The sequence below is a fragment of the Flavobacterium humi genome (assembly GCF_004745595.1).
Lineage (GTDB): Bacteria > Bacteroidota > Bacteroidia > Flavobacteriales > Flavobacteriaceae > Flavobacterium > Flavobacterium humi.
The window spans coordinates 169045-183310 of sequence record NZ_SRLH01000007.1; the positions used below are offsets into that span (position 1 = coordinate 169045).

At 40.4% G+C, this 14266-nt stretch carries 13 protein-coding genes; all 13 read left to right on the forward strand.

All coding sequences use genetic code 11. The features are described from left to right. Positions 1 to 26 precede the first annotated feature (26 nt). Genes asnB through E4635_RS13335 form a run of 13 tightly spaced genes read left to right on the forward strand, consistent with a single transcriptional unit; the run spans position 27 to position 14168 of the window. Positions 27 to 1922, forward strand: coding sequence for an asparagine synthase (glutamine-hydrolyzing) (gene asnB / locus E4635_RS13275; RefSeq protein WP_135527180.1), 1896 nt, complete (start codon positions 27 to 29; stop codon positions 1920 to 1922). Positions 1923 to 1943: 21 nt separating this feature from the next. Further along, positions 1944 to 3080: a hypothetical protein gene (locus tag E4635_RS13280; protein ID WP_135527181.1), complete on the forward strand. Its 1137-nt coding sequence runs from the start codon at positions 1944 to 1946 to the stop codon at positions 3078 to 3080. Between the two features lie 45 nt (positions 3081 to 3125). Continuing rightward, complete coding sequence (gene wzx / locus E4635_RS13285; protein ID WP_135527182.1) at positions 3126 to 4493, forward strand: O-unit flippase-like protein; 1368 nt, start codon at positions 3126 to 3128, stop codon at positions 4491 to 4493. A 5-nt stretch (positions 4494 to 4498) separates the two neighbouring features. After that, positions 4499 to 5140, forward strand: coding sequence for a CatB-related O-acetyltransferase (locus E4635_RS13290; protein WP_135527183.1), 642 nt, complete (start codon positions 4499 to 4501; stop codon positions 5138 to 5140). Continuing rightward, positions 5140 to 6306, forward strand: coding sequence for a hypothetical protein (locus E4635_RS13295; RefSeq protein ID WP_135527184.1), 1167 nt, complete (start codon positions 5140 to 5142; stop codon positions 6304 to 6306). The genes E4635_RS13290 and E4635_RS13295 overlap by 1 nt, the downstream gene beginning before the upstream one ends. Further along, entirely contained in the window at positions 6281 to 7378 is a 1098-nt protein-coding gene (locus tag E4635_RS13300; RefSeq protein WP_135527185.1) for a glycosyltransferase, read from the forward strand. The genes E4635_RS13295 and E4635_RS13300 overlap by 26 nt, the downstream gene beginning before the upstream one ends. 20 nt (positions 7379 to 7398) lie before the next feature. Next, complete coding sequence (locus tag E4635_RS13305) at positions 7399 to 8490, forward strand: right-handed parallel beta-helix repeat-containing protein (protein WP_135527186.1); 1092 nt, start codon at positions 7399 to 7401, stop codon at positions 8488 to 8490. Position 8491: 1 nt separating this feature from the next. Further along, a complete protein-coding gene (locus tag E4635_RS13310) occupies positions 8492 to 9385 on the forward strand; it encodes a glycosyltransferase family 2 protein (protein ID WP_169630268.1) in 894 nt (297 codons plus the stop codon). Further along, complete coding sequence (locus E4635_RS13315; RefSeq protein ID WP_135527188.1) at positions 9342 to 10619, forward strand: glycosyltransferase family protein; 1278 nt, start codon at positions 9342 to 9344, stop codon at positions 10617 to 10619. The genes E4635_RS13310 and E4635_RS13315 overlap by 44 nt, the downstream gene beginning before the upstream one ends. Before the next feature lie 51 nt (positions 10620 to 10670). Then, positions 10671 to 11825 (forward strand): glycosyltransferase family 4 protein, encoded by a 1155-nt coding sequence (locus tag E4635_RS13320; protein WP_135527189.1) that lies wholly within the window; start codon positions 10671 to 10673, stop codon positions 11823 to 11825. Between the two features lie 2 nt (positions 11826 to 11827). After that, entirely contained in the window at positions 11828 to 12430 is a 603-nt protein-coding gene (locus E4635_RS13325) for a sugar transferase (RefSeq protein ID WP_135527190.1), read from the forward strand. Beyond that, positions 12420 to 13025 carry an acetyltransferase gene (locus E4635_RS13330; RefSeq protein WP_135527191.1) on the forward strand — a complete coding sequence of 202 codons (606 nt, stop codon included), beginning with the start codon at positions 12420 to 12422 and terminating at the stop codon, positions 13023 to 13025. The genes E4635_RS13325 and E4635_RS13330 overlap by 11 nt, the downstream gene beginning before the upstream one ends. 3 nt (positions 13026 to 13028) lie before the next feature. Then, positions 13029 to 14168 (forward strand): DegT/DnrJ/EryC1/StrS family aminotransferase, encoded by a 1140-nt coding sequence (locus tag E4635_RS13335; RefSeq protein ID WP_135527192.1) that lies wholly within the window; start codon positions 13029 to 13031, stop codon positions 14166 to 14168. Positions 14169 to 14266 lie beyond the last annotated feature (98 nt).

The following is a 14266-nucleotide window of genomic DNA, read 5'->3' on the forward strand; positions in this document are numbered from 1 at the left end:
AATTTGCTAAATATAATTACAATCTAATGTGTGGTATAAACGGTTTTATTACGAACCTCGAATTAAATAAAAGCAATGGGCTGTCGGTTTTAGATGAAATGAACCATCTGATCCGTCATCGTGGCCCGGACGAAGATGGGAGCTTTTTTGACCAAAGCGATTCTTACAGCGTAGGGATGGCCATGCAACGCTTGTCGATTATTGATTTGTCGACAGGAAAGCAACCCATTTTTTCAGAAGACGGCCAGAAAGTGATCGTATTCAATGGAGAGATATACAATTACCCGGTTATAAAAGATGACCTTTTAGAGCGAGGCGTCATATTTACAACTACTTCGGATACGGAAGTAATCCTTAAGCTGTACGAGCTGGAAGGACCTTCATCATTTTCGAAACTGGACGGGATGTTCGCCTTCAGCATTTACGACAAAACTATCGGGAAGCTTTTCATCGCCCGGGATTATTTTGGCGAAAAGCCATTGTATTATACGGTTCAGGGCCAATCGCTTTATTGGGCTTCCGAATTGAAATCGATTGTAAAAGTCCTGCCGAAAAAAATGGAAATCTGCCATAAAGGGCTAAACCTGTTCTTCCAGCTCAGTTATATCCCGGCTCCTTTTACTATTTATAAGGGAATCAAAAAACTCAATGTAAACCATTACCTGGAAATTGACTGTAAGAATTTATCGGTAAAAGAAAAGGAAATTCCGGCTGTTACACATACGGATTATAAAGGGATTTCAAAAATTGAAGCCATAAGCCTTACCGCCAGGAAGGTGCGCGAAAGCGTAAAAAGCCGTTCCATTGCGGATGTTTCCTTGGGGACATTTCTCTCAGGAGGTGTGGATTCTTCCATTGTATCGCTTTGCCTGGCCGAACAATCGAGCCAGAAAATCGACACTTTTTCCATTGGGTTTGAAAAAAAGGAATTTGATGAATCGGAAAAAGCCAGGGCCGTATCAAAACTTATCGGTAGCCAGCACCACGAATTGATCATTTCCGAAAAAGACCTGGAAAAAGACCTTTATAAAATCATCCTGAATTTTGATGAGCCTTTTGCGGATTCTTCGGCTTTGCCAACTTATCTGGTATCACAGCTAGCATCGGGAAGTGTTAAGGTCGCCTTGACCGGTGATGGTGGAGATGAGGTGTTTGGAGGCTATAATAAATATTTTATGGGCCGCCTGAACCAGAAGTATACGAACCTTGTCCCTAAAGCGGTGCATCATTTCGGTCAGGATAAAGTACAAAAATTACTAAGGGTACATGAGGATAGCCGGGGCATTAAGTTTAAAGTGAACCGATTGGTGAAAGCGATCAACTATGAAGGCGATTTTTACCTGAATATCATTTCATTGGCATTCCAGTCAAACGAACTGCCTAAAATCCTAAAGCCAGATTACTTACTGGAGGACAGTTTCAATTATTATAAGGAAAGTATTGGTGACCAGAACAAAACACTTACGGACTTCAGGAATATTGACCGAAGGATGAGCCTTGAAGGCGATTTGTTGGTAAAAGTGGACCGGACCAGTATGCTGAATTCCATCGAGTGCCGATCACCTTATCTTAATCAGGAGCTGTGGCATTTCACTTCTCAATTGCCAGAATCGTTCCTGATAAAAGGATGGGACAAAAAACATATCCTCAAGGAAGCCTTTAAAGAACATTTCCCTAATGATTTCCTGGATAAGAACAAAAAAGGGTTTGGTGTTCCGGTAGGGGATTGGCTGAGGACACATTTGCAGAAAGAACTGCTTTCCTACATTGATCCCGGATTTATTAAGAAACAACAGATTTTTCAGTTGGAAGCGGTTTCAAAATTAGTGGAACAGCATATTTCAAAACAAGTTGACAATACATTTAGGGTTTGGACATTTTATTGCTTTCAATTATGGTATAAAACTACTTTTCAAGATTAATTTTTACAAAAAAACAAGTGAATGAATTTCATTCTTCTTCCCGCATTATTGCTCTATATCGGTTATGTAACTAAATCGTATTACCAAAGCCAAAAACAGCCTTGCCAGAGGTTGTTTTTGGCTTTGCTTTTTATAATTCACTATTCCGGGGTTTATCTTGCTTACAAACATACTTACGGAGTAGTGGGTACAGATGCCTTTTCTTTTTATGTTAATGCATCACAAGCCGATTCCTGGTCTTCCTTGTTTAGTGTAGGCAGCCGGTTTCTTTCGTTCCTGATTTATCCTTTGGTTAAGGCAGGCGCTTCGATGTTTACCCTTACGCTTTTCTTCGGAACATTAAGCTACCAGGCGTTTTTGTGGTATTTTAGGCAAATGGCCAAAACCGCCACTACCTATTTTACAGTAATAGGCATTCCTGTTACACAATGGATTTTGCTGTTGCCATCGTTGCATTATTGGTCCGGTTTTTTGGGTAAGGATGCCTTGGTGTTTTTTATTTTAACCTATTTGCTGTTTCGGTTTAAAGAAGTATTATACTACAATTTCATAGATATTTTGCTTTTGTTGGTCCTTGCCGTTTTAAGGCCCCATGTTTTTACGGTAATGTTGGTGGTTTTAAGCGGATTCTATCTGACGAATCCCCAGATTGCGAGAAAAATCAAGCTCCGGCTAATGCTTGGAACGTTGTTGATAGCAATCGCCATTATCCCTGCCTTAATGCGGCTTATTAAGATGAAAGCCTTTACCTACGAGGCTTTTTTACAGAAATTAAATGATCTGAACACGGTTGCTGTTGGTAGTGGCAGCGGTATACATTTTTCGGATTCTTCCTTTGCGGAGCGAGTATGGCTATTGCTCTTCCGGCCTTTGTTTTATGATGCAAATACAGTATATCAGTATGTAGTTTCAGTGGAAAACACAATAGTGCTCTTATTTTTCTCCTGCATAATAATTATTTTATTTACGAACAGATATAAGGTTGTTTCTTCAAAAGATATTAAATTTGCACTGCTTTTAGGAATTGGAATATTCCTGATGATTGCCTCTTATATATATAATCTGGGTTTAGCCAGTCGTATGCGACTCATGTTTTTGCCTTTTTTATTTTATGCCATTAACCAAATGATTAATTTGAAAAGAACGGAAGCTGTGTAAAGATTATTTGATGTGGGTACTAAACAATGATTAAGTAAAAATTATATGATAATAACGAAACATGATGTGCTGTGGAATTACGGAGCCACTTTTCTTAAAATTGCATCTTCCATTATCATACTGCCTTTAATATTAAAGATGATGCCTCCTGAAACGGTGGGTATTTGGACCGTATTTACCACTATTACCACATTTGCCAATTTGCTTGATTTCGGGTTTAACCCTTCTTTTGCCCGAAATGTCACATATGTATTTAGCGGTGTAAAAGAATTAAATGTAAACGGTTTCGAGAAAATAGATTCCTGCGGTACAGTCGAAGTAAATTACGGATTGCTCAAAGGCGTGATAAGCGCCATGAAATGGATTTACCTGCGGATGGCTTTAGTATTGCTTGTAATATTGTCCACAGTGGGAACCTATTACATGTATACGATACTTCAGCATTACAAAGGCGATACCCGTGAAGTGTATATTGCCTGGGCTTTGTTGTGCATTATCAATACCTATAACTTATTTACGCTTTATTACGATTCGCTGCTCCAGGGAAAAGGATTGGTAAAAAGGTCCAAACAGATTATCATCATTGGTTATGTTGTGTACCTGGCCATCGCGATGCTTTTTATTTTGCTGGGCTTCGGGCTGATAGCCATAGTGACGGCACAGATATCTTCGACCATCATTATCAGGATATTGTCCCACAGGGCTTTTTTTACTGCCGAGATGAAGGAAAACCTGGCCCATTCGGTGCCAAGGGATAAAAAGCAGATTTTAGATATTATTTATCCTAACGCGCTAAAGGTTGGCCTGACTTCGCTGGGTGGTTTTGTAATCCAGAAATCGTCCATGATTATTGGGGCCTTGTATTTGTCGTTGGAAAATATAGCGTCATACGGGATTAGCATGCAGTTTATCGCAGTGATTTCTAGCCTGGCCAGCATTTATTTAGCTACATTTATACCCAAAATAGTCCATTTGAGAGTAATGGAAGATATCAGGGCCATTCGGCGTATTTATCTCCAGGGCGAATTGGTACTGATTCTTTCCTATGTAATCGGAGGAGGAATGTTCCTGTTGATAGGCCCGTTTTTATTACATCTAATCGGAAGCCGGACACAATTAATGCCTCTGGGCTTATTGGCCCTGGCCTTATTGCTTTCCTTTGTGGAAACGAACTTGAGCAACGCAGGGAATATCCTGCTCACGAAGAATGATGTGCCTTTTTTTGTCTCATCACTGGTTTCAGGGGTTTTCATCATCGTGGGGCTGTTTATTTCCCTTCGGTACATGCAAGCGGGGTTAATCGCTATTTTAGTGGTCCCTTTGGCGGTAAATTTATTTTACCAGGGATGGAAATGGCCGGTAGAGGTGATGAAAGATCTAAAAGTGGATATGCTAGGTTTATTTAAAAAATAAGAAAAATGGTTTTAAGTTTTATACTTTCCAAAATAAATACCATCCGGTTCCGTTTACAGTGGAAGCGTTTAAACCAGCACAATTATACTGTCCCGTGTGCTATTTTCCCCATGGAGAAAGTACGTGTGGGCAAAATGAGTTACGGCCCTTTGGATATCAAGTCTTTCGGGAATGCCCAGGAAAGCCTGACCATTGGGGATTATGTTTCTATTTCAAGCAATGTGGTCTTTATTTTGGGAGGAAACCATCAAATAGGGACTTTTTCAAACTATCCTTTGCATTCCAAACTCATTGGGCTTTCGCCTGAAAAGGATGCCGGGGTAAAAGGTCCGATTGTGGTAGAAAATGAAGTTTGGATAGGAACCGGTGCGATCATTTTATCAGGGGTGACACTCGGCAAAGGCTCAATTATTGCTGCCGGGGCAGTGGTTTCGAAAGATGTGCCGCCGTATGCCATTGTGGGTGGGAACCCGGCAAAAATCATCCGGTACCGGTTTGAAGAATCGCTAATAGCACAATTAAAGGATTTGTCTGTGTCCGATTTTGACCACGATACCCTAAAAGCAAATATGGACGAATTTTACAGGCCCTTGACCGAAGGGCAAATTACAATATTGAAAAACCTAAAGCAACAACAGAAGCAGTAATGACATCAGAGAATACTTTTATTTCGAAGGTTAAATGTATCGTCTTGGCTTTATTGCCCGTGCTGGGGATGTACCATTATTTGGCCGGGATTTCTTTAGGGCTTTTTATCCTGCTGCTTTTTGTTCCCATTGATTTTATTTTTGGAAAAGGGCAATGGAAGATGAACTGGAACATTATCGGTTTGGTTTCGGTTTTTATCATCGTGAATATTTTTTCGTACCATATCAACTATAAGCATATCCAGTACCAGGCTTTTATCAATAACCTGTTGTATTTGCTGTTTTTCATGCTTATTTCATCGTATTATACTTCAAAAGAGATCAATGTTGCCTTTTTTGAAAAAGTATTGCTCTTTCTGGGAGTGGCATTCAGTATCATTGTTCTGATCCAGGCTTTTAATTTCCTGATCCGCCATGAATCAATCAGTTTCCTGTTGCCCCTTGAGACAGACCTGGAGGAAAATGTAGATTCCATACAGTTCAACGGAAGACCGAATTCGGTATTCCAGGAGCCTGCGCACTTTGCTATATTTATGATTCCATTATTGTACAACGTGTTGAGTAAGAAGAAAGTATGGCTTACCGTCCTTTTTACGGTGAGTATATTTCTTTCCACCAGTACTTACGGATTAATGTTAACCTTGATTATATACCTGATATATGCTTTGCGGAATAAAAACGGTAAAATTTATTTCTTTTTGATCTTGATATTCTGTGCTTTGTTGTTTTTCTTTTTTTATGATTTCTTCCAGGCGGTGTTGGATACCAATATCAACAAAACCCAGGAATCAATGGATTTGACAGGGAATACCAGGTTTATGGGAGGAATAGAAAGTGTCGAATTTATGGATTTTTTCCAGCATCTGTTAGGCATCGGATACAACCAGACCAAAGATTTCATGGAATGGCATTACCTGGCAGGAGCTTCCAATTATTCGAATTCGTTCCTGTTTTCTTTTTATGCCGGAGGCCTGGTTGGTTTTTTGGCATTGCTTTATTTTTTAAAAAAAACGTATAAGATAAATATTGATAAGATTTATTTCCTGATATTTTTTCTGACCCTGTTGACTGACCAGATCATTTTCAATCAGAACTTTTTATACCTCTTGTTTGTTATTTATTTTATAAAACCTAATTATAATGAAAATTCTCCATCTGATAAATGATTTGGGATCCGGCGGTGCTGAAAAATTGCTTACAGACATATTGCCCATAATGAAAGAGGAAGGCCATGAGGTAAGCCTGATTATTTTGAATCAATACAACAGTTTAGGTGTTTATAAAGAAAAACTGAAAAATACCGGAGTTACTCTAATCGATTTTAAAAAATCATTTTACAGCCCGGTCAATATTTTTTACTTAATAAAGTTGCTCCGAAAGGAAGGTTACGATATTGTCCACGCACATTTATTCCCTTCTTTTTACCATTTGGCTTTAGCTTCACCGTTTCTACCTAAAAAAACGAAATTGGTCTGTACGGAGCATAATGTTCAGAACAACAGGAGGAAATATGGCTACCTGCGGCCTATTGACAAATGGGTTTACAACCGTTACAACAAAGTGATCTGCATTACGGATTTAGTAGAAGAAAGCCTGCACGAATGGCTGTCCCAATTCAGGAAGTCCATTGTGATTAATAACGGCGTGAATTTAAGGGAGATTTCATTGGCCCAGAAAAACATAGCAAAGGAAGACTATAATTTTATTAATTTTAATAAAAAAAATATCCTGATGGTCGGGCGTTTCAACCTGATCCAAAAAAACCATACCTCTTTAGTTGAGGCGGTAGCTTTATTGGGGAAAGAATACCACGTGTATTTTGCCGGTACCGGTTCAGATATGGATGCGATAAAGGAAATTGTTTCCCGGTTGGAAATAGAAGACCAGGTACATTTCCTTGGGCTCAGGACTGATGTGTATCAGTTGATGCACCTGATGGATTTAAATGTCCTTTCCACCCATTACGAAGGTTTGTCTGGAGTTACCCTGGAAGGGCTGGCCAGTGGCAGGCCGTTTATCGGTTCTGATGTGGAAGGCGTGAAAGATGTTGTGCCCAATGATGATTTTTTATTCCCTGACAATGAGCCTCAAGTCCTTGCCGATAAGATCCAAAAGGTGCTGAATGAGAAAAATGTCCAGGATTATTTAGTTTCGGAGGGATTGAAATTTGTTGAAAATTATTCGATAGATAAAATGGCATTGTCTTATCTTGCTGTTTATAAAGAATTTATCCATTAATTATTTAGTTTCAACCAAAGATGAATAAAGGTTTACTACTATTATTTTTGATGCTGTCTTTTTGTTCTTCACAAAAACAAGAACATTCAGACAAGCTACCTGCTAAATACCTTTCGCAGTTTAAGATTTCCGAAACAGAAAGAAAAACGGTAATCAGGAAGTTCAAACCTGTAGACCTAACCCGTTACCTCCCAAAAAAATACGTGACTGACGGTTCTGTAGACTATACAGAATACCTGCAAAAAGGCATAAATGAAAACCGGAATGTGCTGATGCCTGATTTTTCAATAAAGATCAATCAAAACGGGCTGCAGTTAAGGAGTAATTCCAAGGTCATTTTCAATAAGAAATCAAAGTTGGTCATCATGCCAAACGGTCAGACCAATTATGGGGTCTTGAGTTTGATAGAAAAGGAAAACGTATCCATCTATTATGCTACTATAACAGGAGACAAATTCTCTCATTTGAACCAAAAAGGAGAGTGGGGAATGGGCATCAATATCATCGGTTCTAAAAATATCACAATAAAATACCCCAGAATTGAAAAATGTTGGGGCGATGGGATTTATATAGATTCCCACAAAAATGTACTGGCCAAAAATATTACGATCTATAAAGGAATCCTTAATGATAACAGAAGGAACGGGCTGAGCATAATTTCGGGGGAATCCATACATGTCGATTACCTGCTGTCTGCCAATACCAACGGTACCAAACCAGAAGCGGGGATTGATATAGAACCGGATGACAATAACGGAATATTGAAAGACATCAGCTTAAACCATATTACGACCTATAACAATGGCAGTGACGGCATCCTGATCGCATTGGAAGCTCTGGTTGGCCCCGTTGCCAAAGATGTCAGGATCAATATCAGCAATCACCTGGACGACGGTTCTGCAACGGGAATGCATTTTTACCGTACCACTTACCAATTGCAGGAAAACGGCAAATTGCTCAATGGCACTATAAATGTCACCAATTCAGAATGGATAAACAACAGCAAATTACCTATTTGGTATGATACGGATAAGGTGAAAATGCCTCTTTCTTTTACATTGAAAAATACCAAATCAGGAAGCCGCATCCTTGATGATGCCTCAAAAGAATAGCATGGATGTTTCAGTAATAATAGTCAGTTATAATACCTGCGATTTGACACTCAGGTCAATCGAGTCGGTATACCAGTTTACCAAAGATGTCGCTTTTGAGATTATTGTGGTCGACAACGATTCTAAAGATCAAACCGTAAGCAAGGTAAAAGAACAGTTCCCTGATGTAATCCTGATAGAAAGCAAGACCAATGAAGGGTTCGGAAGGGCGAATAACCGAGGTGCCGCTATCGCGAAAGGTGAATTTGTTTTGCTGCTCAATTCAGATGCGTTCCTTACTTCCAATGCGTTGTGGGAATTTTGTCAATACATGAGAAAGCACGTGCAAGTAGGCGTTGTTGGCGGTGAATTGTCTACCGGAAGGGATTTTGAAACCGTTTCTTATGGCAACCTTCCTTCACTGTTGGAATATTTCAGTTATTTAGGGTTTAAAAGATTGTATAAGTCTTATTTTGATACCAAATTAGCCAGTGGCATTGTCAATAAAACCCCCGAAGAAAAAGAAGTCGGATATGTAAATGGCGCGGATATGTTCATCAGGAAATCGGTTTTTGACCGGGTAGGCGGCTTCGATAAAGATTTCTTTCTTTATTTTGAAGAAACCGAATTATCGTATAGGATTAAAAAAGCCGGGTATAGCTCCAGGATTATCCCTTGGGTTACTATCATTCATTTAGTGAGCTTTTACCGTGAAAAAGACGCTGATTTTAATTTCAACAAACACCGCATTTATTCCCAAAGCCGCTTTATGTATTTTAAAAAATGCAACGGGTTAATTACAGCGTATCTGGTCAATTGTATCATGGCTTTTATTTACTTATTGCAGGGAATAACCCATAAAAACAAGAGGAATGCCGTCAAGAAAGCATTCATCAGTTTTACGGCACACGCCTGATTTTCATAAAAACGAACAGATGCAAACCGAAAAAGGAAAAGATATAGTAATACTGGATAATGTAATTATTGGTAATAATCATTTGATTATCAATTCTTCCATGCTGGAAATTGCCCGTCAGTTGCTTGATGGTCAGCAAGGGAAAGTGCGGTATTACAGCGATCCCAGCCATTCCGAATCTGTAGTTGCCCTGCTTCCTGAAGCTTATAAAAATACGTTTGCCTTCAATGCCATACCGGTCATCCATCCGGGAGGAAGAGGCTTTGAAAAAATAGCCTTATGGCGTAAAAAACTATATCTCGACAGCCGGTATTTCAAAAAGGTATGCAAGGATGTGGCACATACCAAGCCGCAATTGTTCCTGATAACGACCATGATTCCTTTTAATCTGTACCGGTTTTTAAGCAAGCTTAATACATTGAAAAACCAACAGGTTTTGATAATCCTTCACGGGGAATTAGAAGCTGTATTTTGCAATAACCCATCTTTAACGGCAAGAATCAATGGGTATTTTTACAAAAAAATCCTGAAAAAGGCCGGAAACAATATTAAATTTTTGGTTTTGAGTGACTATATCAAGGATTCTTTGGCCAATAAAAAACTAATCGGGCAAGACCGCCTGATCAGCATCAACCATCCGTTATCGGAATACCAACGGAAGAACCTCACTGTTTCGGGACCGGTTGTCTTTTCGCATTTGGGAGTGGCAAATAAAAGGAAAAATTCATCGGTAATCTTTGACTTGGCCCGGGAAACCTTTCAGGAATTACCTAAAGATGCCCTGCAGTTCAATATCATCGGAAGAGTCGATTTATACGGCGCGGATTACTCCAAACCTGATTTTGTAACGATTAAATCAAAACACAACCAATCCATCAGCCAGGAAGAATACATTTCTTTTATTGAGGCTTCCCATTATTCCCTGATATTCCTGGACAACACTGAATATGTATACAGGATCAGCGGTTCGGTTTTGGATTCTGTCCAATACCAATTGCCTCTTATCGCCCTGGAACACCCTTTCATAAATGAACTTTTTGAAAAAGGAGGCGATATTGGTTTCCTATGCAAAGATTTGGAAGAAATGAAGCAAGTCGTACTGCGCCTGGCCCAAAAAGATCCGTTGTATAGCAGCCGGTATGAGACTCAAATCATCAACTTAAGAAAATTGGCGGCGAAATTTTATTCCGGCAATGTTGCTGAAATTATTTCCAAAGCAATAAAACCAGCGTAATCTGTTTTTTTTGTTTTATTTTGTTTAAAATTAAAATCCCGGGTTTGTAAAATGAAGCAAAAACTCATCAGAATCACTACCGTACCTATCTCACTTGAAAAATTATTGACGGGACAGCTGCGTTTTATGAATTCGTTTTACGATGTTATAGCCGTTTCTTCCGAAAAAGAAAACCTGGAAAAATTTGGCAAAGCCGAAGGCCTGCCCGTATTTCCCATTGAAATGACCCGGAAAATAACACCAGTACAGGATTTTATGGCCATTGTCAAGTTGTTTTTCTTCCTTAGGAAACAAAAGCCTTTCATTGTTCATACCCACACTCCAAAAGCCGGCCTGGTCGGTATGATAGCTGCTAAAATGGCCGGTGTCCCGCACAGGTTGCATACCGTGGCCGGATTGCCGCTTCTCGAAACCGTCGGTGCGAAAAGGAAAATCCTTGATTTTGTTGAAAAAATAATTTACGGGGCAGCTACGGCGGTATATCCTAATTCGCATGGGCTGCGTACCATTATTGAGGAAAACAACTACTGCAGTACGAAGAAGTTAAAGGTTTTGGCCAATGGAAGTTCTAACGGGATCGATACATCGCATTTTGACCCGGCATTGTTTACATCAGCACAAAATCAGAAACTAAAAGAGCAATGGCATATCGCAAAAGATGATTTTGTTTTTATCTTTGTCGGCCGGCTGGTTAAAGACAAGGGCATAAATGAGCTGGTTGAAGCGTTCGGGGTTTTGAATAGTGAAAACCAACATGTTAAATTGTTGCTCGTTGGTAATTTTGAAAACGACCTGGATCCTCTGGACGAGAGTACCATGAAACGGATCAGTGAGGGAAAAGGAATTATCGAAGCAGGGTATCAAAATGACGTAAGGCCATACCTGGCTATTGCCGATGCGCTTGTCTTCCCGAGTTACCGCGAAGGTTTCCCTAACGTTGTGATGCAGGCAGGGGCCTTTGGACTTCCGTCTGTAGTGTCGGATATCAACGGTTGTAACGAAATTATAATCGATGGCAAAAACGGTACTATTATCCCGGTCAAAAACAGCGGTGCGATTTATGAAGCCATGAAAAAAATGAGCAGCGCAACACCATGGATGGATTCCCTGAAACAGAATGCCCGTCCTATGATCGTATCCCGTTTTGAGCAAAAAGTAGTTTGGGAAGCCATACGAAACGAATATCGCCAACTTGAAAATAAATAAAAGTGTATCAGTATTTTATAAAACCATCGTTTGATTTTGTCATGGCTCTCATAGGCCTGTTGCTGTTTATGCCTTTTTTTATCATTGTTTACGTATTGCTCAAAATAGCAAACAAAGGCGAAGCGTTTTTTATCCAGCAACGCCCGGGCAAAAACGGCAAGATTTTCAAAATCATCAAATTTAAGACCATGACAGACGAAAAAGACAGCCATGGCGTTTTGCTCCCTGATGCCCAAAGACTGACAAAAATCGGGTTGTTTGTACGGAAGACTTCCCTGGATGAAATCCCGCAACTGATCAACATTTTAAAAGGAGACATGAGCCTGATAGGGCCGAGGCCTTTGCTGACGCATTATCTCCACCTGTATAATGATTTCCAAAACCGGCGCCATGAAGTCAAACCGGGCATAACCGGCTGGGCACAGGTTAACGGGCGGAATGCCATCAGTTGGGATCAGAAATTCGAATATGATGTCTGGTATGTAGACCACTGCTCGTTTTGGGTAGATGTCAGGATTTTGGCCAAAACCGTATTGAAAGTAATAAAGAAAGAAGGTATAAACGCGGCTGATGCTGCCACAATAGAACCGTTTAATGGACAGTAACATAGTTTTATACGGCGCAAGCGGGCATTGTAAAGTCATTATCGACATATTGCAATGCAATAACCAGCCTGTTCAGGCTATAATAGATGACGCGCCCAAATTAGGAACCATCCTCGATATTCCGATAATACATACAAAGCAGTTTGATTTCTCGACTGCGCAGAATATGATTTTGTCTATCGGAAACAACAAAGTAAGAAAGAGGCTGGCGGCAGAATTGCCATTTAATTTTAGTACAGCCATTCATCCCAAAGCGATCGTTTCAAACCATGCCAGCCTTGGCGAAGGAACCGTGGTTATGGGAGGTGCTGTGGTTAATCCTGATGCAACCATTGGAAAACACTGTATCATTAATACAGGAGCCGTTATAGAACACGACTGCCGGATTGAGGATTATGCACATATTTCACCCAATGCTTCCCTGGCAGGTGGCGTAACAGTTGGAGAAGGGACGCAGGTCGGAATAGGTGCCTCAGTCATCCAGGGCATAAAAATCGGCAAATGGGTGGTCATCGGGGCAGGAGCCGTAATTATCAACGACATACCGGACAATGTGGTGGTGGTAGGGAACCCAGGTAGAATATTAAAAAAATAAAGAATGAGCAATAATTCAAAAATATGGCTTTCATCGCCACATATGGGAGGAAGCGAACAGCAATTTGTAAAAGAAGCCTTCGATACGAATTGGGTAGCACCATTAGGGCCTAATGTTTCCGGATTTGAAAAAGACCTGGAGCACTATATAGGGGAAAATTCGCAAGTAGCCGCTTTAAGTTCGGGTACAGGAGCCATCCATTTAGGGCTGATCCTGTTAGGAGTCCAGGCAGGAGATGAGGTAATTTGCCAAAGCATGACTTTTTCGGCCTCAGCCAACCCAATTCTGTACCTGGGAGCCATTCCTGTTTTTGTGGATAGCGAACCCGAAACCTGGAACATCTGCCCTGAAGCTTTGGAAGAAGCTATTAAGGACAGGATAGCCAAAGGGAAAAAACCGAAAGCGATCATTGGTGTGCATCTCTACGGAATGCCTTTCAAAATAGACGAAATCAAGGCTATTGCCGATGCATATCAGATTCCCCTTCTCGAGGACAGTGCCGAAGCGCTCGGAAGTACCTACAAAGGAAGGAAATGTGGGACGTTCGGGGAAATTGGCGTTTTGTCTTTCAACGGAAATAAAATCATCACAACATCAGGAGGCGGGGCTTTGGTTACGTCAAAACCTGAAATTAAGTCAAAAGCTGTTTTCATGGCAACCCAGGCCCGTGACAATGCTCCTCATTACCAGCATAGTGAGATAGGTTATAATTACAGGATGAGCAATATTTGTGCAGGGATCGGCCGCGGCCAGATGCAGGTGCTGGATAAGCATGTCGGCCTCAGGAGAGGAATGCACCAATGGTACGCTGATTTTTTTGCAAAAATAGACGGAGTGACGTTGTTTTCAGAACCTTCCGATGATTTTTACTCTAATCATTGGTTGAGCGCTATTGTCATCGATCCTGAAAAAACGGGAGGCAAAACCAGTACAGACCTGCGTTTGGCCCTGGAAAGCGCCAATATTGAAAGCCGCCCGCTGTGGAAGCCAATGCACCTGCAGCCGATATTTGAACAGTATCCGTATTACGGAGGGAAGATTTCCCAGGATTTGTTTGAGAACGGCTTGTGTTTGCCTTCCGGTTCGAATACGACCGAGGAAGAAAAAAACAGAATATTTGCCGAACTTCAACTATTTTTTTAGTATTTTGCAAAACCTTTTAGTAAGGAATGGCAGGAGTCAATGGCTTATTATGAGTTGTTTATGAGATTGATTTTTTGAATAATGCGTTTTAAAGTGTA